24 protein-coding genes are annotated in these 24,572 nt (G+C 71.4%); 13 read left to right on the forward strand and 11 right to left on the reverse strand.

Features of this window, described 5'->3' with window-relative positions:
- Nucleotides 1-34: 34 nt before the first annotated feature.
- A complete protein-coding gene (locus V1457_RS18970) occupies nt 35-1,240 on the reverse strand; it encodes a TetR family transcriptional regulator (RefSeq protein ID WP_338595887.1) in 1,206 nt (401 codons plus the stop codon).
- Between the two features lie 203 nt (nt 1,241-1,443).
- On the opposite strand from V1457_RS18970, the gene V1457_RS18975 reads away from it, so the two are divergent.
- Nucleotides 1,444-2,325, forward strand: coding sequence for an oxygenase MpaB family protein (locus tag V1457_RS18975; RefSeq protein ID WP_338595889.1), 882 nt, complete (start codon nt 1,444-1,446; stop codon nt 2,323-2,325).
- Nucleotides 2,322-2,936: a sigma-70 family RNA polymerase sigma factor gene (locus tag V1457_RS18980; RefSeq protein ID WP_338595891.1), complete on the forward strand. Its 615-nt coding sequence runs from the start codon at nt 2,322-2,324 to the stop codon at nt 2,934-2,936. Before V1457_RS18975 ends, V1457_RS18980 begins: the two co-directional genes overlap by 4 nt.
- Before the next feature lie 42 nt (nt 2,937-2,978).
- Here the strand turns inward: V1457_RS18980 and V1457_RS18985 are convergent, their stop codons facing one another.
- From V1457_RS18985 to V1457_RS18995, 3 genes are all read right to left on the reverse strand, one after another.
- Nucleotides 2,979-3,698 (reverse strand): DUF2267 domain-containing protein, encoded by a 720-nt coding sequence (locus tag V1457_RS18985; protein WP_338595892.1) that lies wholly within the window; start codon nt 3,696-3,698, stop codon nt 2,979-2,981.
- A 49-nt stretch (nt 3,699-3,747) separates the two neighbouring features.
- On the reverse strand, nt 3,748-4,215 hold the full coding sequence (locus V1457_RS18990) for an SRPBCC family protein (RefSeq protein WP_200069513.1): 468 nt from the start codon (nt 4,213-4,215) through the stop codon (nt 3,748-3,750).
- Between the two features lie 128 nt (nt 4,216-4,343).
- The gene (locus V1457_RS18995; protein ID WP_338595894.1) at nt 4,344-5,384 is read right to left on the reverse strand and encodes an aldo/keto reductase; all 1,041 of its coding nucleotides are present in this window, start codon (nt 5,382-5,384) and stop codon (nt 4,344-4,346) included.
- A 554-nt stretch (nt 5,385-5,938) separates the two neighbouring features.
- Here V1457_RS18995 and hpnC point away from each other — a divergent pair.
- The 8 genes from hpnC (at nt 5,939) to V1457_RS19035 (ending at nt 14,385) form a co-directional block, all read left to right on the forward strand.
- On the forward strand, nt 5,939-6,844 hold the full coding sequence (gene hpnC, locus V1457_RS19000) for a squalene synthase HpnC (RefSeq protein ID WP_338595896.1): 906 nt from the start codon (nt 5,939-5,941) through the stop codon (nt 6,842-6,844).
- Nucleotides 6,808-7,704, forward strand: coding sequence for a presqualene diphosphate synthase HpnD (gene hpnD, locus V1457_RS19005; protein WP_295144470.1), 897 nt, complete (start codon nt 6,808-6,810; stop codon nt 7,702-7,704). Before hpnC ends, hpnD begins: the two co-directional genes overlap by 37 nt.
- A complete protein-coding gene (hpnE, locus tag V1457_RS19010; RefSeq protein WP_338595898.1) occupies nt 7,701-9,074 on the forward strand; it encodes a hydroxysqualene dehydroxylase HpnE in 1,374 nt (457 codons plus the stop codon). Before hpnD ends, hpnE begins: the two co-directional genes overlap by 4 nt.
- A complete protein-coding gene (locus tag V1457_RS19015; protein WP_200069509.1) occupies nt 9,071-10,084 on the forward strand; it encodes a polyprenyl synthetase family protein in 1,014 nt (337 codons plus the stop codon). The genes hpnE and V1457_RS19015 overlap by 4 nt, the downstream gene beginning before the upstream one ends.
- The gene (gene shc / locus V1457_RS19020) at nt 10,081-12,006 is read left to right on the forward strand and encodes a squalene--hopene cyclase (protein WP_407074699.1); all 1,926 of its coding nucleotides are present in this window, start codon (nt 10,081-10,083) and stop codon (nt 12,004-12,006) included. The genes V1457_RS19015 and shc overlap by 4 nt, the downstream gene beginning before the upstream one ends.
- Nucleotides 12,003-12,605: a hypothetical protein gene (locus V1457_RS19025; protein WP_338595900.1), complete on the forward strand. Its 603-nt coding sequence runs from the start codon at nt 12,003-12,005 to the stop codon at nt 12,603-12,605. The genes shc and V1457_RS19025 overlap by 4 nt, the downstream gene beginning before the upstream one ends.
- 35 nt (nt 12,606-12,640) lie before the next feature.
- Nucleotides 12,641-13,642: an adenosyl-hopene transferase HpnH gene (gene hpnH / locus V1457_RS19030; protein WP_200069506.1), complete on the forward strand. Its 1,002-nt coding sequence runs from the start codon at nt 12,641-12,643 to the stop codon at nt 13,640-13,642.
- Between the two features lie 83 nt (nt 13,643-13,725).
- A complete protein-coding gene (locus V1457_RS19035; RefSeq protein WP_338595903.1) occupies nt 13,726-14,385 on the forward strand; it encodes a VC0807 family protein in 660 nt (219 codons plus the stop codon).
- 51 nt (nt 14,386-14,436) lie between these two features.
- Here V1457_RS19035 and V1457_RS19040 read toward each other — a convergent pair whose 3' ends face one another.
- Genes V1457_RS19040 through V1457_RS19050 form a run of 3 tightly spaced genes read right to left on the reverse strand, consistent with a single transcriptional unit; the run spans nt 14,437 to nt 18,430 of the window.
- Nucleotides 14,437-15,156 (reverse strand): SDR family oxidoreductase, encoded by a 720-nt coding sequence (locus tag V1457_RS19040; RefSeq protein ID WP_200069505.1) that lies wholly within the window; start codon nt 15,154-15,156, stop codon nt 14,437-14,439.
- A complete protein-coding gene (locus V1457_RS19045; RefSeq protein WP_295146021.1) occupies nt 15,153-16,055 on the reverse strand; it encodes a DMT family transporter in 903 nt (300 codons plus the stop codon). Before V1457_RS19045 ends, V1457_RS19040 begins: the two co-directional genes overlap by 4 nt.
- Nucleotides 16,052-18,430 (reverse strand): WS/DGAT domain-containing protein, encoded by a 2,379-nt coding sequence (locus tag V1457_RS19050; protein WP_338595904.1) that lies wholly within the window; start codon nt 18,428-18,430, stop codon nt 16,052-16,054. The genes V1457_RS19045 and V1457_RS19050 overlap by 4 nt, the downstream gene beginning before the upstream one ends.
- A 340-nt stretch (nt 18,431-18,770) precedes the next feature.
- On the opposite strand from V1457_RS19050, the gene cynS reads away from it, so the two are divergent.
- Complete coding sequence (gene cynS, locus V1457_RS19055; protein WP_295146016.1) at nt 18,771-19,214, forward strand: cyanase; 444 nt, start codon at nt 18,771-18,773, stop codon at nt 19,212-19,214.
- A gap of 12 nt (nt 19,215-19,226) precedes the next feature.
- Here the strand turns inward: cynS and aroQ are convergent, their stop codons facing one another.
- The 4 genes from aroQ to V1457_RS19075 form a co-directional block, all read right to left on the reverse strand.
- Nucleotides 19,227-19,844 carry a gamma subclass chorismate mutase AroQ gene (gene aroQ, locus V1457_RS19060; protein WP_338595906.1) on the reverse strand — a complete coding sequence of 206 codons (618 nt, stop codon included), beginning with the start codon at nt 19,842-19,844 and terminating at the stop codon, nt 19,227-19,229.
- A gap of 301 nt (nt 19,845-20,145) precedes the next feature.
- Nucleotides 20,146-20,916 carry an SDR family NAD(P)-dependent oxidoreductase gene (locus tag V1457_RS19065; RefSeq protein WP_200069503.1) on the reverse strand — a complete coding sequence of 257 codons (771 nt, stop codon included), beginning with the start codon at nt 20,914-20,916 and terminating at the stop codon, nt 20,146-20,148.
- Nucleotides 20,917-20,927: 11 nt separating this feature from the next.
- Entirely contained in the window at nt 20,928-22,079 is a 1,152-nt protein-coding gene (locus V1457_RS19070) for an FAD-dependent oxidoreductase (RefSeq protein ID WP_338595908.1), read from the reverse strand.
- Nucleotides 22,076-23,305: a cytochrome P450 gene (locus V1457_RS19075; protein WP_200069501.1), complete on the reverse strand. Its 1,230-nt coding sequence runs from the start codon at nt 23,303-23,305 to the stop codon at nt 22,076-22,078. The genes V1457_RS19070 and V1457_RS19075 overlap by 4 nt, the downstream gene beginning before the upstream one ends.
- A 127-nt stretch (nt 23,306-23,432) precedes the next feature.
- Here V1457_RS19075 and V1457_RS19080 point away from each other — a divergent pair, with 127 nt between their 5' ends.
- Both V1457_RS19080 and V1457_RS19085 read left to right on the forward strand, forming a co-directional pair.
- Nucleotides 23,433-23,624 carry a ferredoxin gene (locus V1457_RS19080; protein ID WP_200069500.1) on the forward strand — a complete coding sequence of 64 codons (192 nt, stop codon included), beginning with the start codon at nt 23,433-23,435 and terminating at the stop codon, nt 23,622-23,624.
- Nucleotides 23,624-24,391: an enoyl-CoA hydratase/isomerase family protein gene (locus V1457_RS19085; RefSeq protein ID WP_295144658.1), complete on the forward strand. Its 768-nt coding sequence runs from the start codon at nt 23,624-23,626 to the stop codon at nt 24,389-24,391. The genes V1457_RS19080 and V1457_RS19085 overlap by 1 nt, the downstream gene beginning before the upstream one ends.
- The last annotated feature ends 181 nt before the right edge of the window (nt 24,392-24,572 follow it).

Genomic DNA, 24,572 nt, shown 5'->3' on the forward strand with positions numbered 1-24,572 from the left:
AGTCAGGCCCCTCACAAGTCAGGCCCTGCACGAGTCAAGCCGAGTGCAGCACCGCCAGCACCAGGTACCGCGCCTGCTCCTGCCCGCCGATCCGGGAACCGGCCATCGCCATGTCGTTGACGATGTTCAACGCGGCCTGCACCGTCACCTGCAACCGGTTCGCCCGCGTCGGCTCGCGCACGTGCTCGGTCAGCGCCATCCACTGTCCGATGTGGTCGCGTTGCGCGCGGCGCAGCGCGTGTCGGTCGTCGGTGGGCAGGTTGCGGTACTCGGAGAGGTACACCGCGAGCAGGTCCCGGTTGTCGAAGGCGAACTCGACGTAGGCCGCCACCAGTCCGCGCAGCGCCGTCTCCTCGTCGGAGGCGCCTTCGACGGCCCGGCCGGTGGCCACGGCCAGCCGGTCGGCCGCTCGGTAGTACACCGCGGCCAGCAGATCCGCTTTGCCCGCGAAGTGCCGGTAGACGCTGGAGGCGTTGATCCCCGCGGCGGTGCCGATCTCCTCCATGCTCACGGTGTGGAACCCCCGCTCGCGGAACAGCACAACGGCTGCGGCGAGCAGTTTTTCCCGCCGTGCGGCGAGTTCGGGCACGCCGCCGACGGCGGGTGCGACGGCTTTGCGCTCGGGGGAGGGCGGCTCGGCGGCCAGCACGACCGAGGCGATCGAGTGCAGCGCTTCCTCCGCCACCCGGTCGCTGAGCGAGACCCGGTGCGTGGACCAGCTCGCGATCCCGCTCAGCGCCGCGGACGACAGCAGCCGCGCGGACGGTTCCGGCAATTCCGGGCGAAGCGCCCGCAGCCGGTTCGCGAGTACCGCGATCAGCGCCCGCAGCTTGCGATCGACCTGGGCGCGGTCGTCGGCGTCGAGGTGCCTGTTCTCCCACTGGTACAGCCGGATGCTGCCGCGGCGGTGCACCACCAGCGACACCACCGCCCGCACGATCGCCCGCAGCCGCTGTTCGTCGTCGCCGGACTCCTGGTCGGCCTGCTCGGCGCAGGCGTTGAGCGAATCGGCGAACTCCTGCGCGGCGTGCGCGAGGATGTCCTGCTTGTTCCGGAAGTGCCGGTAGATCGCCGGGCCGGTGATGCCCGCCGCGGAGGCGATCTCGCCGAGGCCGACGCCGTGGTAGCCGCGTTCGCTGAACAGCTCGGCCGCGATCGCCGAGATCTGCGCCCTGCGGTCGTGCGTGCGCCGCCGCGTGGCGGTGGCAGGGGGCCGCGCAGAAGGTCGCGGAGCCGCCATGGTGATCCCTCCGTTGCTCGCCGCGCGATCGCGGAACGACTTTACACGCCCGGGATTTCGCCGCCAGCACAACGGCTCTCGTTCTTGACTGGCGAACTCGATCGAGCCTAATGTTAATCGCGATTCGCACGGTGTCGCGGACGCCGCGGCACCAGGCCGGTCCCCATCCCGTCCCTGATCATCGGCGATCGTGGAGGCGCGCAGTGCACGGAACCGCCCAACACCCGCCGCTTCCCGGAGCGGATTCGGAGACCTGGCGCCGATTCGGGCTCGCACCGGGCCTGTTCCTCGCGGGCACCGGGCTGCTGTTGCAGGTCGCGCACCCCGTGGTGGGCGCAGGCGTGCTGGAGCACTCCGACTTCAAAAACGCCCCGTGGAAGCGGCTGGTCAACACCCACCTGTCCACCATGCGGTTCATCTACGGGATGCGACCGGGCGCGGACGCGGAAGGTTCCCGCCTGTGGGAACTGCACAAGGACATCAAGGGAGTCGACGGCCGGGGCCGTCGGTACCACGCCCTGAACCCGGATGCGTACGCGTGGGTGCACTTCACCCTCGCGCAGTTCGTGGTCGACACCGCCGAGCTTTTCGGCGACCCGATGACCCCGGCCGAGACCGAGCGGATGTGGCAGGAGTTCCGCGCGATCGGCCGCGCCTTGCAGCTCAAGGAGCACCACATGCCCGCGGACTGGGCGAGTGCGCAGGTGTGGTTCCGGGACGTGGTGCGCAACCGGCTGGAAGCCACCGAGTCGACCTACGACGTGCTGGAGAGCATCTCCGATCCACCTCGCCCGTACCGCTGGATACCGCGCTTGCTGTGGGCACCGATCGGCCGTCCGTTCGGCCGGATCGTGCGGATGACGACCATCGGCACCATGCCACCGGAGCTGCGCGAGCGAATGGGCCTGCAGTGGAGCGCCCAGCAGGAACGCCGGCTGCGCCGATTCGGCCGCCTCGTCGGCGGGATGCTGCGGGCGCTGCCGTGGCCGTTGCGCTACACGCCGTTCGCGCTGCCGGCGATCCTGCGGGACAAGCGCCGGATCGCCGCTTCCCGGCCCGCCCGGCTCGCCGGAGCGGGAGCATGACCGCCGCGGCGGCGGCGCCGGAAGCGCTTTCCGGCGACCGCGCGTGGGAGCTGGTGGAGCTGGCCAAGCAGGGCGACGCGGCCGCTTTCGGCGAGCTCTACGAGAGCTACCGGCATCGGGTCAGCAACTTCCTGTGCGCGCGCATCGCGGACTTCAGCACCGTCGAAGACCTGGTGCACGAGACGTTCGCCAGGGCGCTGGGCAGCATCGCCACCGTGCGCCGCAGCAGCAGCGATCCGGGCGCGTGGTTCGTCACGATCGCCCGGCACCTGCTGCTGGACCACGTCAAGTCCGCCCGGCATCGCCGCGAGGTCGTCACCGGCGAGTTCGACCCGAACCGGTTCGGCGGCGACGTGCTGGAAGACCGCGTGCTGGACCGGTGGATGGCCGACCGGCTGTGGTCGCGGGCGGCCGACCTCAGCGGTGATCAGCGGCGCTGCCTGGTGCTGCGGTTCGCCTGCGGGTTCAGCGTCGACCAGACGGCGGCGAAGATGGGGCGCGAGCCGGCCGCGGTGCGCGCGCTGCAGTACCGGGCGGTGCGCCGGCTCGGCGAGCTGCTGAGCCAGGAACCCTGGGTGCAGGAAGCCGGCCGCCGCGGCGAGCGAGCTTGACGCGACGTACCTGGTTGCGGGCTCCTGAAACAGGCGCGGTCGTCAACCGCCGGAGCCGACCGCGCCGACCGCTTCGTCGATGCGCCGCGCGAGCTCCACGTCGAGTTCGGTGACCGCATCCAGCGAGCGTGTGCGCAGCGTGAACAGCACTCCGCTGGAGCGTTCCTCGATGCCGGCGTGGTGCGAGAGATCCTTCTCCGCCTGCTTCACCTGGTTCAGCAGCGGGGTGAGCCGGTCCGCGGGCAGGCTCACCTCCCGGCTGATCCCGGTGGTCGTGCCCGTCCAGCCCGGTAGCGAACGCAAGGTGCGCTCCAGCTCGCCCTGATCCAACGGGCGCGGTCGATCATCGGCTCCCGCCGCCGCCCATTCCGGAGGCGGACCGCCACCGGGCGGCGCGAACAGCACGCCGAGATCGCCGGGCAACCGATGCTGCAACGACTTCGCCACGTCCGGATCCTGAGCCGCGAGTTGGGAGAGCACGGCCTGGGTCAGGTAGCGAGCGCGTTCCGGCGGCGCCCCGGCCTGGCCGCCGACCTCCTGCGCCAGGTCCGCCGGTTGATCACCGGAGCGCAGCGGCGCATCCCACGGGACGTCCTCGCGCAGCTTGCCTGGCAGCACCGTGGCGAGCTGCTCGCGGTCCGCCCCGTCCAAGTGCTGCACCAGTGCGGCGACAACGTCGATCGTGGCTCGCCGTGCTTCTTCGGCATCGGCCAGTTCGGCTTTCTTCCGGACTCCGTCGACGAATTCTCGGTAAGCGATCATCGCAGGTTCCTCCGCGGGCGCCCGCAGCATCCGCCGTGGCCGGTTCCGCTCAGCGCGGCGTGTCCGGCGGGATGCGCGGGCCGGTGTGCAGCAGCGGGTCGCGCTCCCCGCGCCGGGACTCCGGCACGCCCGGTTCGGTTTCCAGGAACACCTTGATCTGCGCGAGGCCGTCGCGGACCGCGCGGTTGATCTGCTGGTGCTGCGTGCGGGTCTGCGGCCGGAAGTCGACTCGGATGCTGATGTCGGTTCGCCGCTGTTGCTGCGGGGCGACGTCGACGAGGATTTCGTAGCTCGGCTGCGCACCGCGCAGGCGTGTGCGCCCGCCGGTCTCCTCGACCCGGACTTCGGCGTCGGTCGGCATCCCCTCGAAGTCGAGCCCGCACCGGAACACTCCGTCCCCGACGCGGCGGACCCCGGTCAGCCCAGGGAACACCCTGGCCAGGAAACTCGGTTCCGCGCACTGGCGCCGGACCTTGTCCGCCGGTGCGGCGACGAGCACGGACTCGGTGAACGACATCTGCTGCCTCCTTCGCGCGCCGGGAGTCCGGCACGAGCCTCAGCAGCTCAGTGGCCGGGAACCCCTGGTACGCCCGGGATTCCCGGCCACCCGATCGGTGAAACGACCACCGAGCCCGTCGAGGAGGTTCAGCCGTGCAGCGCCCGATCCGGCGCACCGAAGCGATCGGTCGCCGTGTTGGCCTGGTGCCAGTGCGGGTAGACCAGCCACGGCTTGCTGACCTCGTCGAGCCGCGCCAGCTCGTCCTGGCCGAGCCGGACTTCCGCGGCCGCGAGGTTGTCCTGCAGCTGCTCGTCCTTGCGCGCGCCGATCACCAGCGAGGTCACGCCCGGCTTGTGCAGCAGGTAGGCCAGCGAGATCTGCGCGGGGGAGACGCCGTGCCCGGCGGCGATGTCCACGATCACCTCGATGGTGTCGTAGAGCTTGTCCTCGTCGCGCACCGGCGGCTCGCTCCACTCCTCGGACAGATGCCTGCCCTCGGCGGCCTGCTGCCCCCGGCGGTACTTGCCGGACAGCAGCCCACCGGCCAGCGGGCTCCACACCAGGACTCCCAGTCCTTGATCGATCGATGCGGGCACGAGCTCGTACTCGGCGTCCCGGCTCTCCAGCGAGTAGTAGATCTGGTTCGCCACGAACCGCTGGTAGCCGTGCCGGTCGGCCACCCCGAGCGCCTTCATCAGCTGCCAGCCCGCGTAGTTGGACACCCCGAGGTAGCGGACCTTGCCGGAGCGCACCAGCGTGTCCAGCGCCTCCAGCGTCTCCTCCAGCGGAGTCTGCCCGTCCCACTCGTGCACGTGGTAGAGGTCGATGTGGTCGGTCCGCAGCCGCCGCAGGCTGGCCTCGGCCTGGCCGATGATGTGGTGGCGGGAGAGCCCTGCGTCGTTCGGGCCGTCGCCCATCGGCATCCGGACCTTGGTCGAGAGCAGCCAGTCGTCCCGTTCGCCCGCGATCGCTTCGCCGACGATCTCCTCGGCCGCGCCGGTCGAGTACATGTTCGCCGTGTCGATGAGGTTGACCCCGGCGTCGCGGGCCATGCCGAACTGGCGCTTGGCGCCCCCGACGCCGGTGTTGCCCAGGTTGCCGAACATGCCTTCCCCGCCGAAGGTCATCGTGCCCAGCGTCAGCGTCGAGATTCGCAGACCGGAACGTCCCAGCTGGCGGTACTCCACGGTCACTCCTCCTGTCGGTTCCGGAGATGGTTTCCCCGGTTGAGAACAACGAGCTCGGGATCGCGGTATTCCCGCGCGTCCCGTTCGACACGCAACGCCGTCGCGGACGTCACCGGGCCGGTTGGTCCGACGTGGCCGGAGGTGATCGATGCGACCGAAGGTGACGATGTAACGGCCCGCTCCAGCGTTCGTAGCGCACCTGCGTCCGTGCCGCTTCCCGATCGATGGGTGCCGCCCCGGCTCGCTCGTCCGAACACAACAGTCCATTGTGGAATAAATCGTGCTGAGGCGAATTCGACCGCAGTGTAAGGCTTTGCCCGCGGAACTTATTCGTTCGTGACATGGCAATGCGCCCAGGTGTTCGGCTTTGCGTCCCCATGCTGCGGAACGGGATGCATATGTCCATAGTGGACGCGGTGACGGCATTCGCTTGCGCCGCACCGCCCTACGACGCTCACTCGGTCGAGTAGCCGCTCCGACCTGCGGTGCGAACCGCGCAGACCTACGCTGACCTGGTCGGTCACCCATGGGTGTCGCTGGGTGAGGGGGCCATTGTGGACATTTCTCGGGCTCGTGGGCGGCATGGCCACGAGCACGCGGCGGCGCGGCAGCCGGACGTTTCGGCACAACTGCCCGACGCCGCCGCCGTGCTCGCGCGCGCCGCCGGGGAGAACTTCCCCGTCGCCGCCCGCGTCCTGCCGGGAGATCTGCGCAGGCACCTGATGGCGCTGTACGGCTACTTCCGCCTGGTCGACTACGCGGGCGACGAAGCCCCCGGAAACCGGGAAAGCCTGCTGGAATTCCTCGAAGCCGACCTCGCGCACGCGTACCGCGGCACCCCGCGGATCCCGTTGCTGCGCGCGCTCGCACCCACCGTGCAGGAATGCGGCATCCCGCAGGACGTCCTCGTGCGGTTGATCGAAGCGAACCGCCAGGACCAGCACGTGCGCCGCTACCGGACGTTCGCCGAATTGGTGCGGTACTGCGAGCTGTCGGCCAACCCGGTCGGTGAGTCCGTGCTGCACGTGTTCGGCTGCGCCCGCCCGGACCTGGTGTCGCTGTCCGACCGGGTGTGCACCGCGTTGCAGGTCCTCGAACACTGCCAAGACGTGCTCGAAGACCTCCGGCAGGACCGGGTGTACCTGCCGGAGGCGGACCTGGCGCACTTCGGCTGCAGCCTCGACGAACTCGGCACGTATCCGGCACCGCTGCGCTGGCGCAGGCTGATCCGGTTCCAAGTGGCCCGCGCCGAACGCCTGCTCGACTCCGGCGCCCCGTTGATCGGTCGGCTGCCGGGCCTGGCGCGGCTGTCCGTGGCCGGGTACGTCGCGGGCGGGCGCGCGACCGCGCAAGCCTTCGCCGGCGCCGGTTACGACCCGATCTCCGTGCACTTGAGCCCGGCGAAGACGCGCACCGCGGGGGAATGGGCACGACTGCTGCTGACTGGAGGAGCTTGGTGACCGCGTCGGTGCAAGAGGCATACCGCGAGTGCGAGCGCATCACCCGCACCCGCGCCCGCAACTTCTCCTACGGGATCCGGCTGCTGCCCGGCCCGAAACGGCGGGCGCTCTCGGCGGTGTACGCGTTCGCCCGGCGCGTCGACGACATCGGCGACGGCGGACTTCCGATGAACGACAAGCTCCGGCTGCTCGGCCAGGCCCGCTCGGACCTGCACGCGGCCAGCACCCGGTCGGCGGATCCGGTGCTGGTGGCGCTGGCGGACGCGGCGTCGCGGTCGGCGCTACCGATGCACGCCTTCGACGAACTGATCGACGGTTGCGAGGCCGACGTGCTCGGCACCCGGTACCGGACGTTCGCGGAGCTGCTGCACTACTGCCGCTGCGTCGCCGGTTCGATCGGCCGCCTCTCGCTGGGCGTGTTCGGCACCCAGGACCGGGCCGTGGCGGAACGCCGCGCGGACGCGCTCGGCGTGGCGCTGCAACTGACCAACATCCTCCGGGACGTCCGCGAAGACCACGTGGAAGGCCGCGTGTACTTGCCGGACGAGGACCTCGAGCGGTTCGGGGTCCGGCTGGAGCCGCACACGCCCGGGCTGCTGCTGCACGAGCAGGACGGGCTCGCGCGGCTGGTGCGGTTCGAGGTGCAGCGCGCCGAGCAGTGGTACCGCCAGGGCTTCGCGCTGCTGCCGATGCTCGACCGCCGCAGCCGCGCCTGCTGCGCGTCGATGGCCGGGATCTACCACGAGGTCCTGCAAGCGATCGCCGCGGCGCCGCTGCGGGCCATGCAGCAGCGGACTTCGCTGACGAGCTGGCAGAAGGCGGGCGTGGCGGCCCGCTCGATGGCGGGGATGGCGCCGTGAGCCGGCACGTGCTGGTGGTCGGGGGCGGTCTCGCCGGGATCACCGCCGCGCTGCGGTGCGCCGACAGCGGGTACGAGGTGACCCTGGTGGAGACGCGAGCGCGGCTCGGTGGCGCCGCGAGTTCGTTCCAGCGCGGAGACTTGGACGTCGACACCGGGCAGCACGTCTTCCTGCGCTGCTACAGCGCGTACGCCGCGCTGCTGCGCAGGCTCGGCGTGCTGGACGAGGTGCGGGTGCAGCCTCGCTTCCGGGTGCCGGTGCTCGAGCCGTTCCGGGCCTGCTCGGTGCTGCGGCGCTGGGACCTGCCCGCACCGGCGCACCTGGCTCCGGCGTTGCTCGGGCATCCCGCTTTGACGTTGCGGCAGCGGGTGAACGCCGCGCGCACCGGGATGCGGATGCGGGAGCTCGACCCGGAGGATCCGGCGCTCGACCGGATCAGCTTCGGCGACTGGTTGCGGGAGTGCGGTGAGTCGGCGCGGGCCGTGGACGCGCTCTGGGCACTCCTGTCGGTTGCCGCGCTCAACGCCGCGCCGGACGAGTCCTCGCTCGCGCTGGCCGCGACGGTGTTCCGCACCGGCCTGCTCGACGCCGCGGACAGCGGCGACATCGGCGTACCGCTGCGGCCGCTGGCAGAGCTGCACGACGGCGCCGCGCACCGCGAGCTGGCGTCCGCAGGAGTGCGGGTTCTCCTGCGCACCAAGGCGAACAGCGTGCTGCGAGACGAATCGGGCGAGACGGGCTGGCGGGTCCCGGTGCGCGGGCGCGGAGGCGAGGAAGTGCTGCGCGCCGACTCCGTGATCGTCGCCGTCCCGCACCAGCACGCCGGCGCACTCCTGTCCGCCCGGCTCTTGCCCGCGGCGGCGGCCTGGTCCGGGCTGTCGGCAGCGCCGATCGTGAACCTGCACGTGCGCTACGACCGGCCGGTGCTGGCCGAACCGTTCGCGGCGGTCCTCGGCTCGCCGGTGCAATGGCTGTTCGACCGCACCTCCGCGGCCGGCGTGCGCCGCGGCCAGTACCTGGCGATCTCCCTGTCGGCCGCGCACGAGTACGTCGAGCAGCGCACCGGCGAGCTGCGCGCGCTGTTCCTGCCGGCGCTGCGCGACCTGCTTCCCCGCGCGCGGCGGGCCGAGGTCCAGGACTTCTTCGTCACCCGCGAACCGCGCGCGACCTTCGCGCAAGCGCCCGGGACCCGCGATCTGCGACCCGGCGCCGACACCGGGCTGCCCGGGCTGGTGCTGGCGGGCGCGTGGACCGCCACCGGCCTGCCCGACACCCTGGAAGGCGCTGTGCGCAGCGGGGATCAGGCCGCGCGAGTGGTGCGGGCGACGTTCGACGAAGCCCGCCCGGCGGGCTTGGAGGTGACCCGATGACCACGGCGACACCCAGCGTGCTGAGCACCTCGCGCCAGCAGGTCGAACCGCAGCTGCGGGCCGCGGTCGGCAGGCTCGACGAGCACACCCGGCGGGTCTGCGAATACCACCTCGGCTGGGTGCACGCCGACGGTTCTCCGGACGGGCGCACCGGCAAGGCGCTTCGCCCGGCGCTGGTGCTGCTGTCCGCGCAGGCCATCGGCGGCCCCGGGCACTGGCCGACGCGCGCGGGCGCGGCCATCGAACTCGTGCACAACTTCTCGCTGCTGCACGACGACTTGATGGACGACGACACCTCCCGGCGGCACCGGCCCACCGCTTGGACCGTGTTCGGCCGGCCCTCCGCGCTGCTGGCGGGGGACGCGCTGCTGTCGCTGGCCACCGACGTGCTGGTGGACACGCCTTCCGCGCACGCGGCGGAAGCGGTGCGGATGCTCGGCGCGGCGACCAGCAGGCTCATCGTCGGCCAAGCCGCCGACCTCGGCTTCGAGCACCGGCACGAAGTGGCGCTGGACGAGTGCCTGCGCATGGTCGAAGGCAAGACCGCGGCGCTGCTCGGCTGCGCGTGCTCGCTGGGGGCGCTGTGCGCCGGGGGCGACGAAGACGCCGTGGCGCGGATGCGCTCGTTCGGCATCGAGCTGGGCATGGCCTTCCAACTGGTCGACGACCTGCTGGGGCTGTGGGGCGATCCGGAGACGACCGGCAAACCGGTGCTTTCCGACCTGCGGGCGCGCAAGAAGACCGCGCCGATCGTGCACGCCCTGAGCTCGGCGACCCCGGCGGGCGAGCGGCTGCGCCGGATCTACCGCGAACCCGCGCGGCTCGTCGGCGAACGCGCCGAGCACGCCGCCGAACTGGTGCGCCAGGCCGGCTCCCGGGAGTGGGCCGAATCCGAGTGCGAGCGCAGGTTCGACGCCGCGCTCGCGCAACTGCACGCCTGCGGCCGGCACAGCGCGGCCGTCGAATCCCTGACCGAACTCGCGGAGTTCATCGTGCGGAGGCAATGGTGACCGACCAACTGACCCGATCCCAGCAGCAGCAGACCCAGCCGGACCTGCCCGCGGTAGGCGCCAGGGCGCACGGCGCGCTGCTCGCCGCCCGGGATCACCTCTTGTCGTTGCAGCATACCGACGGCTGGTGGAAGGGGGAGTTGGCGACGAACGTGACCATGGACGTCGAGGATCTGCTGATGCGCCAGTTCCTCGGCATCCGCACGCCGGAGGAGACCGCGCAGGCGGCGCGCTGGATCCGTTCGCAGCAGCGCGAAGACGGGACCTGGGCGAATTTCCACGGCGGGCCCGGCGACCTCTCCACCACGGTCGAGGCGTACGTCGCGCTCAAACTCGCAGGCGACGACGTCGAAGCCCCGCACATGACCCTCGCGCGAGCCTGGATCCTGGCGCACGGCGGCCTCGAATCGACCCGCGTGTTCACCCGGATCTGGCTGGCACTGTTCGGCGAATGGTCGTGGGACGAGCTGCCCGCGATGCCGCCGGAAGTCGTGCTGCTGCCGAAGTGGGCGCCGCTCAACCTGGCGAACTGGGGTTGCTGGGCGCGCCAGACCGTCGTGCCGCTGACCATCGTGTGCACGCTTGCACCCCGGAGGGAACTCGGGGTGAGCGTGCGCGAGCTGCGCTCCGGGCGGACACCGCAGCGCTCCTCCGACCCTTGGGACCGGGCGTTCCGCGCGCTCGACGCGGTGTTGCACCGGTATCAGCGGTACCCGCTGAAGACGGTGCGGCGGCACGCGATGCGACGCGCTGCGGAGTGGATCATCGCCCGGCAGGAGGCCGACGGCTCGTGGGGCGGCATCCAGCCCCCTTGGGTGTACTCGCTGCTGGCGCTGCACCTGCTCGACTACCCGCTGGAACACCCGGTGCTGCGGGAGGGCTTGGCCGGGTTGGAGGGCTTCCTCATCCGGGAACGCACTCCGCAGGGCACGAGCCGCCGGATGGAGGCGTGCCAATCACCGGTGTGGGACACCGTGCTGACCGTGCAGGCGCTGCACGACGCCGGTTTGCCCGCCGACCACCCGTCGTTGCGGTGCGCGACCGATTACCTGTTGCGCGAGGAGATCCGGGTGCCCGGTGACTGGGCGGTGCGCAGGCCCGGGCTCGCTCCGAGCGGGTGGGCGTTCGAGTTCGACAACGACGGCTATCCCGACATCGACGACACCGCCGAAGCGGTGCTCGCGCTCAACCGGGTCGAGCACGGCAGACCGCAGGAGGTGCACGCGGCCATCGAACGCGGGCTGGCCTGGATGCGCGGCATGCAGTCCCGAGACGGTGGCTGGGCAGCGTTCGACGCGGACAACACCAGCAGGCTTGCTACCCGGCTGCCGTTCTGCGACTTCGGGGAAGTGATCGACCCGCCCTCAGCGGACGTCACCGCGCACGTCGTAGAAGCGATGAGCTTGCTCGCCGACCGCGAGGATCCCGCGGTGCGCGCGGGCGTGCGGTGGCTGCTGGCGAACCAGGAGCGCGGCGGCTCGTGGTTCGGCCGCTGGGGCGCCAACCACGTTTACGGCACGGGCGCGGTCGTGCCCGCGCTGGTCGCCGCCGGGGTGCCCGCCAACCACCCGGCGCTGCGGCGGGCGGCGGATTGGCTGGAGGAGCACCAGAACGCCGACGGCGGCTGGGGAGAGGACATGCGTTCCTACACCGATGCGCGGTGGATCGGGGTGGGCACCTCGACCGCCTCGCAGACCGGATGGGCGCTGATGGCGTTGCTGGCGCTGGGCAGGCACGCCAGCGAAGCGGTGCGCAACGGCGTGGAATACCTGGCCACGAGCCAGCGCGCGGACGGCACCTGGGACGAGCCGCAGTTCACCGGAACCGGATTCCCCGGCGACTTCTTCATCAACTACCACCTGTACCGGCTGATCTTCCCGCTGACCGCGCTCGGCCGCTACGAGCAGGCGGTGAACCGGTGAGCGGTGATCGGCTGCTGATCTGCGCTGCGCTGCGAACCGAAGCCGTGGCATTGCGCGGCGCGTGCGACCGGGCGCGCGTGCTGCGCACCGGGCTCGGACCGCGCCGGAGCTCCCGGCGCCGCAACGCCGACGCGGTGGCCGGCTGTGGCGCGCTGGCCGTAGTCGGTCTCGCGGGCGGGCTGGGTGAAGTACCCAGCGGCGGTGTGGTCGTCGCCGACGAGGTCCGGGATGCGCACGGCAGCACGGCCCTGCCGGACGCGGGATCGTTGGCGGCTCGGCTCGACCGCGCCGGATTCGCGGTGTGGCGCGGGCCGATCACGACGACCGACCACATCGTCGGCGGCGGCGAGAAGTCGGCGCTGGCCGCTACCGGCGCGCTGGCCGTCGACATGGAATCGGCCGCGCTCGCCCGGCTGGCCGGACGCGGACTGCGCGCGGTCGTGCGCGTGGTCGTGGACACCCCGAGCGAGCCGCTGCTGCGCCCGCGCACGCCGTACCGCGCGTGCCGGGCGCTGCTGCGGCTGCGCCGCCTCACACCCGCGGTGGCGGAGTGGGCGGCCGACCCGGAACGCGCGCCCGCGGTGGCGCACCGGGACTGATCCGCAAACACCAGAAGCAGTCAGGAGGTGCAGCCATGGGCATTCCGATGCGCCAGGCCGCTCGCGTCGGCGCCTACCTAGTGCGGCAGAAGCTCGCGGGCCGAAAGAAGTTCGCGCTCACCCTGGAGCTGGAGCCGTTGTTCGCCTGCAACCTCGCCTGCGCGGGGTGCGGCAAGATCCAGCACCCGGCGAGCGTCCTCAAGCAGCGGATGCCGGTCGACCGGGCGCTGGCCGCGGTCGAGGAATGCGGTGCCCCGGTGGTCTCCATCGCAGGCGGCGAGCCGCTGATGCACCCCGAGATCGAGGTGCTGGTCGACGAGCTGGTCAAGCGCAAGAAGTTCGTCTACCTGTGCACCAACGCGCTGCTGATGCCGCGCAAGATCGACAAGTTCACGCCGTCCCCGTACTTCTCGTGGGCGGTGCACGTCGACGGGCTGCAAGAGCGCCACGACGCCTCGGTGTGCAAGGAGGGCGTGTTCGCGCAAGCGGTCGACAACATCAAGGACGCGCAGCAGCGCGGGTTCCGGATCACCACGAACAGCACGTTCTTCAGCACCGACACGCCGTCCTCGGTGATCGAGGTGCTGGACTACCTCAACAACGAGCTCGACGTGGACCAGATGATGCTCTCGCCCGCCTACGCCTACGACAAGGCGCCGGACCAGGACCACTTCCTCGGCGTCACCGAGACCCGGGAGCTGTTCAAGAAGGTTTTCGCCGATGGCAGGCGCCGCAAGTGGCGGTTCAACCACTCGCCGAAGTTCCTGGACTTCCTGGAGGGCAAGGTCGACTTCGGCTGCACCGCGTGGGCCATCCCGTCCTACTCGCTATATGGCTGGCAGCGGCCCTGCTACCTGATGGCCGACGGCTACGCGCAGAGCTACCGGGAGCTGTTGGAGGAGACGGACTGGGAGGCTTACGGTCGCGGGCGCGACTCGCGCTGCGCCAATTGCATGGCGCACTGCGGCTACGAGCCGACGGCCGTGATGGCCACGATGGGTTCACTGCGCGAGTCCATACGGGCGCTGCGCGGGTGACGTGAGTCACCCCTGTTCGTCGGTAGTCCCGGCGTGCTGGTTACGGTAGGGGCCAACGGCCCCCGACGTACGGACCGATACGAATGCAGAAGCCCTCGCAGGTGGTTCACCTCGACGCGCTTTCCGCGCACCTCTGGCACGCGGCCAAACACCTCGGCGAGACGGTGATCGCGCCGCTTGCGCTGTTCTATGTCCTGTTCAACCTCACCGGCCTGACCGGCGGTCTCATCGCCGCGCTCGTCTGGGGAGTGGGCGCCGTCGCGGTGCGAGCGGTACTGCGGGTGAAGATCCCGATGGTGCTGCTGCTGACCACCGGGATCCTGGTGGTCCGCACCGTCGTCGGGTTCGCGACCGGCAGCTCGTTCCTGTACTTCCTGGAACCGAGCCTGCAGAACTTCTTCGTGGCGTTGTTGTTCCTGGGTTCGCTGCTGTTCGAGCGGACGTTGATCGCCAAGCTCGCCGACGACTTCTGCGTGCTTCCACCGTCGCTGATCGGCAACGCGCGGGTGCAGAGGTTCTTCCGGCGGGTGTCGCTGCTGTGGGCGCTGGTGTTCACGATCAACGGGTTCACCACGCTGTGGGCGCTGGCGCAGGCGACGATCGGGCACTTCCTGCTGGCCAGCACGGCGGGCTCGTTCAGCCTCGTGGCGGTGGCCGCGGTGGCGTCGGTGTGGTGGCTGCGCCGGGAGCTGCACGGCGAGGGGATCACCTTGCGCTTCTCCCGCAAGGCCGTGCCCGCCTGAGCCTTCGTCGACGAACGGCACCGTCCCTCGGGGCGGTGCCGTTTTCGCGCTTCAGCCGAAGCGGCGCGCGAGCAAGCGGAAGGTTCCCGGCAGGGCGCCGCGCACCCGCGAAGCCAGGCCCAGCCAGGACGGCACGAACACCTCCGGCGTTTCCCGCTCGATGGCGGTCAACAGCACGCGGGCCACCTGATCCGGCGGGATCGGGCGCGGGAACCGGCGGGTGTACGCGCCGCGCCGGTCGAAGAAGCCGGTGCGCACCGCGCCCGGCAGCACGGTGGTGACCGGCACGCCCTCGGCGCGGATGCTGTCGGCGAACGCCCGCAGCCCGGCCTTCGTCGCCGCGTAGGCGGCCTCGTGGTGCACGCCGACGGCCGCGATGGACGAGACGAACGCGACCTGCCCGCCGCGATGGCTCAGTTCCGGCATCGCGGCCCTGGTCAGCTCCATCGGAGCGGTCAGGTTCAGCGCTACCAGGTCGCTGACCTGCCCGGCGGTCATCGCGCCCAGCGGGCCATGCCAGCCCGCCCCGGCGTTGTTGATCAGCAGCTCGACTCCGGCGGCCGCATCGGCGACCCGGGCCAGCTCGTCCCGAACGGTCAGGTCGGCGCGCAGCGGGCGGCCACCGGTGCGGCGCGCCAGCGCGCCGAGCCGGTCGGCGTCGCGCCCCACCAGCAGCGGCTCGCACCCGGCGGCGGCCAGCTCGATCGCCAGCGCCGCTCCGATGCCCGAGGAACCCCCGGTGATCAGGGCGCGCCGCGGAGGCCACCTCATCCGGACCCGGAATTCCGGGCCGCGATCCGGCGCAGGTGCTCGCCGCGCCGGGTCAGCACCCAGATGCCGACCAGCAGCAGCACCGCCGCGAGCACTTCACCTGCCAGTGCGTACGGGCTCGCCACGACCCGCTCGCCGAGCCAGTTCACCCCGATCGCGATGCCCACCAGCGGATCGACCGCGGTGATCACCGCCAGTGCCGGGGAGATGAACCGGCCCTGCTGGAAGGTGTTCTGGCTGAGCAGGAACCCCACCGGCCCCAGCGCGCACACGACGTAGAGGGTGGGGTGGCCGAACGGTTCGGCGAGGCCGCCCTGCCGGATCTGCCCGGCCACGACCTTGATCAATCCGGCGGTGACGCCGTAGAGCACGCCTGTCGCCAGGGCCAGCGCCAGCACCCGGAGCTCACCGCGGAACCGCCCGGCGGCGAGCAGGCAACCCAGCACGATCAGCACCAGCACCGCCGCGAGCGGGAACACTCCGGAGCCGGTGAACCCCTCACCTTGCCCGCTCGGCCGCGCCAGCAGCAGGAACACCGCCAACCCGACGGCGACCGCGAGCGCGCCGAGCACCAGGACCCGGTCCAACCGGCGGTGCGCCATCCAGGCCGCGAAGACCGCGCCGAACAGCACCGCGGTGACCAGCAGCGGCTGCACCAGCACCAGCGGACCGAACGCGAGCGCCACGACCTGCAAGGACAGCCCGACGATCACGGTGCCGATGCTCAGCAGCCAGATCGGTTTGCGCACCAGTTGCCACAGCAGCCGGGGATCCAGCGTGCGGGTGGTGGGCACCTGCTTGGTCGCGCGTTGCTGCACGGCGCTGGCCAGCCCGAACCCGGCGGCGCCCGCCAGCGCGGCGGGCACCGCGATGAACAACTGGCTCCCGGTGGAGGTCACGCGCCCTCCTGCGCGCCGAGCCGCAGTGCGGCGAAGGCGCTCGGGAGCTGGTCGGCGAGCTTGTCCACGTCGGGCAGCAGCGCCGCGTCGGTGGTGAGCGCGACTCCGACGGTTCTTCCCCACCCGATGGTCCCGATCGCCAGCGCCATGCCATCGGCCAGCGGCAAGACCGGGTACACGGTGCGCAGCAGCGCTCCGGCGATGTGCACCGGCGTCCGGTGCCCCGGCATGATCGAGACGATCGCCTGGAAGAAGTTGCGTCCGTAGATCCTGCGGCAGACCCAGCGGTGCAGCGGAGCGGGCAGCAGGCGCAGACCCCGCAACACGGCTTCGCTGGCCTGCGGCTGCCCGCGGTGCTGCGCGCGGTCGAGCCGGGCGGCGACTTCGGCGAGCCGTCGCCGCGGGGACATGGGGCCGATGGGCAGGTCGACGGTCACCGCGACCGCGTGGTTGCCGAAGTCTTCGGTGCCGGGACGGGCCTTCCTGGGCACCATGGTGCGGAAGTTCCGCTGGTGTGTGTTGTTCTCGTCCAAGCGGTGCAGCGCTTCGGCCACCATGCCGAGCAGCAACGCGCTGCGGGATACGCCGTTCGCGCGGGCTTCGGCCTCGACCTCGGCGGCGTCGAGCTCTTTCCAGGCGAAGCGGCGTGCTCCGGTGCTGCGTCCGCCGAGGCCGCCGCGCGGGGCCGGGCCTGCGGTGACCAGGCTCAGCATGCCGCGCAACACCGCCGTGACGTACCGCAGGCGTGGAATCGCGGGCCGGGACTGCTCCGGCAGATCGGGGACCTCGTCGCACAGCAGCCGCAGCAGCGTCGAGGTCATCACCAACCCGTCGCCGAGCGAGTGGTGCATCTTCACCAGCAGCGCCGAGTCGCCGGAGCCGGGCCGGTGCAGCACGGCCATCTCCCATGGTGGGCGGTCGGTGGGCAACGGCGTGCTGAAGAACTCGCGCTCCGCGGACTCCTGATCGTCGTGCTCGCCGAGCGTGATCCGCCGCAGGTGCTGCTCAGGTGCGAGTCGCCGGACCGGCACCCAGTGCGGTTCGCGGTGTCGGCGGGTGACCAGCCGCTTGCTGACCATGGGCAGTTCGGGCGCACGGGCGGCGATCCGTTCGCTGACCCGCGCGGCGAGCTCGGCGCCCCATTCCGCGCCGGCCGCCGGTCCGCGCAGCGACAACACGGCGCCGGTCTGCTGTGCAACCTGCGGGGTCGTGACGTGCACGAAGAACGTGTCCTGAGCGCGCATCCGCTCGGGCACGGCGGGATCCAGGTTCGCCATATCGGCCACCTGGTCGGCGAACTCGCCGGTGTCCCGCAGGTGCCGGAGCATCCGCTGCTCGGCGTTGTGCAGCTCGCCGGGCTCGGTGGCGAGCCGGTCCAGCGCCTGCGCCAGCGCGGGCTCGTCGTCGCAGAGTTCGGCCAGACCGGCGCGTTCCATCAGCTCGGCGTTGGCGCGGCCGTGCCCGGCGATGGGTTCGAACATGAGGACCGGGCGGGCGCAAGCGAGTGCTTCCAGCGCGGTGGCGCCCCCGGCATTGGTCACCACGACGTCGGCCGCCGCGGTGCGCGTGGCCATGTCGTCGACCCAGCCCAGCGGGTCGATCCGGGAGTCGCGCTCGGCACGGCGCAGCAACCGCTCGCGCAAGGTGTCGTTGTGCCCGCACACGACCACGACCTGATCGGTCCCGGCGCGCAGCGCTGCCTCGACGGCGCGGTCGACGGAGCCGAAACCCAGTGAGCCGCACGAGATCAGCACCACGAAACCGGCCTGCGGGAGACCGCAGGCGCGGCGTGCTTCGGCCTTGTCCCGCGGGTGGAACGCGGCGACGACGGGCGGTGCGCTGACGGTGTTGACCGCCGCCGGTTCGGCGAGATCGGCTGCCCCTGCGCTGACCTCGCTCATGGCGTAGTGCCGGTCGATCGCGGAGTAGACCCAGAACGGGTGCGGGGCGAAGTCGGAGATCACCGCCGCGACCGGAGTCCGCAGTTCGCCGCGGGCGCGCAACCAGGCCAGACCGGCGGTGCCCATGGGGTAGGTGGACACGATCAGGTCCGGGCGTTCGTCGGCCAGCAGCGGGCGCAGCCTGCGGCCCGCCCAGGCACCGACGAAGCGGCGGCAGCCGTTGGCGAACCAGCGTTGCCGCCACAGCGCGGCGTAGAAGAAGTCGTAGAGCCATGGCGTGGACTGCACGTTGGTCACGTAGATCCGGCCGAACGTTCGCGGCACCCAAGGCCCCATCGCCCGCAGTGCGTCGAGCCAGGACACCTCGCAGCCCGGCCACGATCGCCGGGCGGCCTTCTCGACGGCTCGCGCGGTGGCGTTGTGCCCTTCCCCGATGGTGGCGCTGACCAGCAGCAGGCGGCGCGGCTCAGTCACGAGGCGAGCTCCTTCCGAGAACGGCTCGTGCTTTCGCAGGCTAGCGGCGACCCGCTGCCTCGGCCGGGTGGAGCCGAACGGGACGAACCGCGCCTGTGGAGTGCCTCCGAAGTTGGCTTGCGCAGTGGGTCAGGTAGCGGAACCTCAGCTGGAAGGCGCGGAGGCAGAAAACCGGCGGGTGCGGCCGATGCATGGACCGCGATGCCGCGTGCTCGCAGCACGAACCACGCCGTTTCGGCCGAGAATGTGTCCGGATTGAGCGATGTCGTGCGGGACGGGCGGTGTTGTGCGATCGCGATCGTCCTGCCTGTCCCGGGTTTTCCGGGGAAGGGGAGCGGACATGATCAGTAAGCAGGATGCCGCGGCCGCGGTCCGGTCGCAGAAGACCGAACTGGGCCTGACCTGGGCGCAGCTGGCCGAGGCGGTGGGCAGGCCGGTCGCCTGGACCACGGCGGCGCTGCTCGGCCAGCACCCGATGGGCGAGGCCGAGGCGAACGCCGCCGCGGAGTTGCTCGAACTGGACCGGGAGGTCGCTCTCGCGCTGCGCGTCCAGCCCACTCGGGGCGCGCTGGACGCGCAGGTGCCCGCCGACCCGACGATGTACCGGCTCTACGAGGTGCTGCAGGTGTACGGGCCGACCATCAAAGAACTGATCCACGAGGAATTCGGTGACGGCATCATGAGCGCGATCAACTTCCGGCTCGACGTCCGTCGCGCCGAAGACCCGCAGGGCGACCGGGTCGTGGTCACCTTGGACGGCAAGTTCCTGCCGTACCAGTGGTGAACCGCGCCGTTCTCACGCGCACATCGAAACCACCGCCCTGTCCAATGCTCGCCGGTGCAGCGGGTCGAAGTGGTGGTGCAGGTCGGCGGCGAGCACCGAGGCCGCCACCCCGACCCGGCACGGAGTGTTCGGCGCCCGCACCCGCTCGGTCGCCTTGAGCTGCCGCACCGCCTCGTCGCTGATCCGTTCCAGCTCCCGGCGCACCTGGCCCAGGTCGGGGCGTTCACCCGGGCGCGACTCGGGGTGCGCGTCCCACCGGGCGTGCAGGCCGCGCTGCACGTCCTTGCCCGCTTCGATCTGGTCGGTGAAGAAGCGGACGGCTACGCCCGGATCGAGTCCGTTGTCCGCGGCGAGCTCGGACACCTCGCCCAGCACCCGTCGCTCGCGTTCCGGATCGGCGATGGGTTTTCCGGTGCCGTACTTGGCGGCGGCGACCTCGTCCGCCAGCGCCAGCCGTTGCGCGGCGAGGTCCACCAGCGGGCCGAGATCGGTCGTCGCGGACTGCGCGGCGACCGAAGCCGGACCGACGACGGGCGCCCCGGCGTCCGGTGTCGCGGTTGCGGCCGGTGCCGTGCCTGCGGCCACGGCGCCGATGATCGAAGTTGCCAGCAACGTGCGTCGCATCGTCATGACTTCTCCCCTCGCGGTTCTGCTTCGCGGAAAAGTCTGCCGTGCACCCGCGTTCGAGCCGGGGCGGACTCGCCGCGGCGTGTCGGCCGGATGCCTCGGCGAACCGAATGCGCAGGTGAGCCAGGATATCCGCGACCGAATCAAGTGCCGCGAGTCCGTTGTGGACAGAGCGTTCGCAAGCGCCCCCGGCCGGGCGGTTGCAGGGCGGCGCGGTTGAGCACCCGCCCGGCCGAGGGGTTGCGTTCGCGCGCCTACGCGCGCGGTCCCATCGCGAGCCCCGCAGCGCGAGGCGGTCGCGAGATCAGCTGGACAGGTAGCCGCCGTCGGCGGCCAGCGCGTGCCCGGTCACGAACGACGAATCGTCCGAGCACAGCCACAGGCTGGCCGCGGCGACCTCCTCCGGCCGCCCGAACCGGCCGAACAGGCTCAGCCGCGGCGCCAGGTCCTGCTCGCGGCGTCCGGTGCTGTCCATCGAGTACCGGATCATCGGCGTGTCGATCGCGCCGGGGCAGACTGCGTTGACCCGGATGCCGCGCGCGGCGTTCTCCAGCGACGCGACCTTGGTCAGCCCGATCACGCCGTGCTTGGCCGCGGTGTAGATCGCCTGGTTGAGCTGCGGCCGGTAGGAGTTCACCGAGCCGATGTTCACGATCGAACCGGGACCGTCCTGCCGCAGCATCTGCTTGATCTCGTGCTTGAGGCACAGCGCCACGGACTTCAGGTTCACCGCCAGGATCCGGTCCAGGTCGTCCTCGGCGAGCTCGGCGACGGTATTGGCGTCCGGGGCGACCGCGGCGTTGTTCACCGCGCAGTCCAGCCGCCCGTACCGCTCGACCGCGGTCTCGACCATCGCGCGCACCTGATCGGAGTCGCCGACGTCGACGCGCAGGAACGACGCCCGGCCGCCACCGGCGACGATCTTGTCCACCGTGGACTCACCTGCGCGTTGCTCGCGGTCGGCGACCAGCACCGACGCGCCTTGCGCCGCCAGCAGCTCGGCGGTTGCCGCGCCCATGCCCATCGCCGCTCCGGTGACCGCCGCGACCTTGCCCGCGAGTGCGTCGCTGCCCATGTTCCTCCTGCTCAGAACGGGTTTTCGGGATCGCGCAGGGATTCCGGATCGGGAGTCGCTCCCGCGCCGATGGCGTTGCGCGCCGGAACCAGCTGCTTCGGCCGGTTCACGCCCAGGTGCGCGGTCAGCCGCCCTTGCGGGGACAGCCAGGCGGCGCCCCACCGCTCGGAGTCCGCGCCGCGCAGCACCAGCGTGTCGGCGGCGCTGTGGTGCCCGACGTACTGGAGCTTGCGGCCGAACTGGTCGCTCCAGAAGTAGGGGACCGGATCGTGCTCGGGAATGCCGGTGCCGAGGATCTGCGCGACCACCGTTTCCGGAGCGGTGCGCGCCTCGTCCCAGTGCTCGACCCGCAACCGCGCGCCCGAGCGCGGCGACCAACGCGCCGCCACGTCGCCCACCGCGTACACCCCGGGAACTCCGGTGCGCAGGTGTTCGTCGACGAGCACGCCGCGGTCCAGCTCGACGCCGGAGCCAGCCAGCCACGCCGTGTCCGGGCGCACGCCGACTCCGGTGACCACCACGTCGGCGTCCAGGTGCCCGCCGCCGGTCAGCGCCACCCCGCCGGAGGTGATCGCGTCGACGCCGGTGCCGAGCCGCAGGTCGACCTCCGCCCACCACGGCCGCATCCGCTGCCCGACCTGCTCGCCCAGCGCACCGAGCGGGACCGGTGCCGCTTCCACGCAGGTCACCGAGCAGCCCCGGGCCAGTGCGGCGGTGGCCACTTCCGCACTGATCCAGCTCGCGCCGACCAGCACGACCCGCGCTCCCGCCCGCAGCCGTTCCCGCAGCAGCGCCGCGTCGTCGGCGGTGCGCACGACCAGCTGCGGACCGTCGCCGGGAAGCCGCACCGGGCTCGCGCCGGTGGCGATGACCAGCGCGTCGTAGCCGACGTCGCCGGAATCGGTACCGACCACCCGTTCCGCCGGATGCAGCGATCGAGCCGCTGCGCCCAGCCGGAGATCGACCGACAACGCCTCGTAGTCGGTCCGCAACGTGGGGTCGAACTCGTCCCGCAACGCCGCCTTGGTCAGCGGCGGCCGGTCGTAGGGCGCCCGCCGCTCGGCCGCGAGCAGCACGATCTCGCCGTCGAACCCCTTGCGCCGCAGCAATTCGCAGGTGCGCGCCGCGGCCAGCCCCCCACCGGCGATGACGACCCGGGTCACCGGGCGAGCTTCGGGCCGGGAGTGAACCGCGCCGGGATGCGCTGGAAGCCCATGTTCGTGCCCTGGTGCGGATAGCGCTCCAGCGCGTCGAAATCGACGGTGTAGTCCGGCATCCGGGTGAGGATCTCGTTGAGCAGCGTCTTGGCCATCAACCGGCCCAGGTGCGAGCCGGCGCAGCGGTGCACCCCGATGCCGAAGGCGGTGTGCCGGTTCGGCCAGCGGTCGATGTCGATCTCGTCCGGGTGCTCGAACAGCGACTCGTCCCGGTTGGCCGAGGCCCAGGAAAGCAGCACCCGGTCGCCTTGCCGCATCGGGCAGCCGCGGAACTCGGTGTCCTGCGCGACGGTGCGGGCCAGCGCCTGGGTGGGGGAGAAGTAGCGCAGGAACTCCTCCACGGCGTGGTCGAGCAGGCTCGGATCTTCGATCAGCCGTTGCCGCACGTCGGTGTGCTCGGCCAGCCAGACGAGCGTCTGGCTCACCAGCGAGGCGGTGGTCCCGGTACCGCCCGCGATGAGCAGCTCGACGATGGCGAAGACCTCGTCGTCGGTGATCGGCCGGTCGTCCACGGTCTGCTGCACCAGGTAGCTGATCACGTCGTCCTGCGGATCGGCGCGGCGCTGCTCGATGATCCGGCTCATCTGCTCGGACAGGTAGGGCAGGTCCACTTCGGTGGCCTGGCGCCACTTCTCGCTGCCGGGCACGGCGGCCAGCGTGGCGTGGTGCGCGCGCGAGTAGCGGCGCCACTCCTCGACCGGCAGGCCCAGCCAGTCGATGGTGACCAGCGACGGAACGCCGATCACGGAGGTGAAGTCGCACTCGCCGGTCTCGATGACCTCGTCGATGAAGCTGCTGACGTGGTGCTCGACCATGCCGCGCATCCGCTCGATCGCGGCGGGCGAGGTGATCGGGTTGATCAGCTTGCGGAACTTCCGGAAATCCGGTGGATCCAGTTCAATCGGGATGTGGAAGTGCATGGGCGTCTTCGGGATCACCACGGACAGCCCCTCGCCTCCGGAGGAGGTGCGCGCCGAGGAGAACACGCCGTCGTCCCGCGCGGCTTCGAAGACGCTCTCGTAGTCGGACAGCACCCAGTAGCCACCGTGCGACTCGGTCCAGGCGAGTCCGTGCTCGTTGCGGACGGCGCGGTAGGAAGCGACCGGGTCCGCGGAGTGCTCCTGGGAGTTGTGATCGAAGCGGATCACTGGACAGCGCTGTTGCGAAGCCATGCTGCTGGGACCTCCTATTGCATCAACCCCGCTGTTGACCTGATAATGGTTATACTAGATATGCCGGTTGTCAACGGTTCGCACGAAGCCGGGGGAGTCGGCGCCACCTCGACGAGGAGGAGAAACCATGCGCGCGCGGGTCGATCCGAACCACTGCCAGGGGCACGGGCTGTGCCAGATGAGCGCCCCGAACGTCTTCGCGTTGCGCGAGGAGGACGGCACCGCCTACGTGCTCGAAGAACAGGTCCCGGCCGAGTTCGCCGACGAGGCCGTCGAAGGCGCGGACTCCTGCCCCGAGCGCGCGATCACGGTCGACTGATGGGGGAGGACGTGCTGGTCGAGCAGCGCGGGGACGCGCTGTGGCTCACGCTCAACCGGCCGGAGCGCAAGAACGCCTTCGATCCCGCCATGTCCGACGCGATCGTCGAAGCGCTCAGCGGCGCCGATGAGGCGCGGGCGGTGGTGCTGACCGGATCCGGCGGCAGCTTCTGCGCAGGCGGATCGTTGCAGCAGCTCAGCACGCCGACCACCGGGGAGATGCGGGCGCTGTACCAGGGCTCGCTGCGGTTGTTCGACGCCGTGCGGCAATGCCCGCGCCCGGTCATCGCCGCGGTCAACGGCGCGGCGGCGGGCGGCGGCAACGAACTCGTCGTGGCCTGCGACCTGGCGATCGCGGCGCGTTCGGCGACGTTCGGCCAGACCGGGCCGAAGGTCGGCAGTGCCCCGGTCACCGGCGCCACCAACGTGCTCGGCGTGCAGATCGGGGAGAAGCGGGCCAAGGAGATGGCGATGCTGTGCCGGCGCTACTCCGCCGAACAGGCCGAGAGCCTGGGTCTGGTCAACGAGGTGGTCGAGGACGACCGGCTGGCGGAGGCGGTGACCGGATGGGTCGAGGAGCTGGCCGAGCTGAGCCCGCGCTACCTGGAGATCACCAAGATCTCCTCCAACATCTGGTGGAACTCGGCGCGGGACTCGTTCAGCAACGGTCTCGGGATGCTGGTGCAGGCGGTGGGCAGCGCGGACATGGTCGAGGGCGCCACGTCGTTCTTGGAGAAGCGGCGACCGCGGTTCCCGCCGCCGGAGTGATCCCGGCGGCGTCGGGCATCGCAGCGCCCTCGGCGGCCGCAGGTGCAGTGATCCCGGTGTCCGCAGGCGTCGCAGCCAGAGTCGCCGCGAACCGGACCGCCGCGCGAACTCCGGTGGTGCGCGCAGGCACCGCAGCGGCACCGGCGCAGCCGCGGCAGTACCGGCCCCCTGCCCGCGCAGG

Origin of the sequence: Saccharopolyspora sp. SCSIO 74807 (genome assembly GCF_037023755.1) — a bacterium.
GTDB classification, from domain to species: Bacteria; Actinomycetota; Actinomycetes; order Mycobacteriales; family Pseudonocardiaceae; genus Saccharopolyspora_C; species Saccharopolyspora_C galaxeae.

Coding starts and splice junctions, on each gene's coding strand:
- V1457_RS18970 (WP_338595887.1), bottom strand. CDS start 1,240: ATGGCGGCTCCGCGACCTTCTGCGCGGCCCCCTGCCACCGCCACGCGG.
- V1457_RS18980 (WP_338595891.1), top strand. CDS start 2,322: ATGACCGCCGCGGCGGCGGCGCCGGAAGCGCTTTCCGGCGACCGCGCG.
- V1457_RS18985 (WP_338595892.1), bottom strand. CDS start 3,698: ATGATCGCTTACCGAGAATTCGTCGACGGAGTCCGGAAGAAAGCCGAA.
- V1457_RS18990 (WP_200069513.1), bottom strand. CDS start 4,215: ATGTCGTTCACCGAGTCCGTGCTCGTCGCCGCACCGGCGGACAAGGTC.
- hpnD (WP_295144470.1), top strand. CDS start 6,808: ATGGGCACGACTGCTGCTGACTGGAGGAGCTTGGTGACCGCGTCGGTG.
- V1457_RS19015 (WP_200069509.1), top strand. CDS start 9,071: ATGACCACGGCGACACCCAGCGTGCTGAGCACCTCGCGCCAGCAGGTC.
- hpnH (WP_200069506.1), top strand. CDS start 12,641: ATGGGCATTCCGATGCGCCAGGCCGCTCGCGTCGGCGCCTACCTAGTG.
- V1457_RS19035 (WP_338595903.1), top strand. CDS start 13,726: ATGCAGAAGCCCTCGCAGGTGGTTCACCTCGACGCGCTTTCCGCGCAC.
- V1457_RS19040 (WP_200069505.1), bottom strand. CDS start 15,156: ATGAGGTGGCCTCCGCGGCGCGCCCTGATCACCGGGGGTTCCTCGGGC.
- cynS (WP_295146016.1), top strand. CDS start 18,771: ATGATCAGTAAGCAGGATGCCGCGGCCGCGGTCCGGTCGCAGAAGACC.
- aroQ (WP_338595906.1), bottom strand. CDS start 19,844: ATGACGATGCGACGCACGTTGCTGGCAACTTCGATCATCGGCGCCGTG.
- V1457_RS19065 (WP_200069503.1), bottom strand. CDS start 20,916: ATGGGCAGCGACGCACTCGCGGGCAAGGTCGCGGCGGTCACCGGAGCG.
- V1457_RS19075 (WP_200069501.1), bottom strand. CDS start 23,305: ATGGCTTCGCAACAGCGCTGTCCAGTGATCCGCTTCGATCACAACTCC.
- V1457_RS19080 (WP_200069500.1), top strand. CDS start 23,433: ATGCGCGCGCGGGTCGATCCGAACCACTGCCAGGGGCACGGGCTGTGC.
- V1457_RS19085 (WP_295144658.1), top strand. CDS start 23,624: ATGGGGGAGGACGTGCTGGTCGAGCAGCGCGGGGACGCGCTGTGGCTC.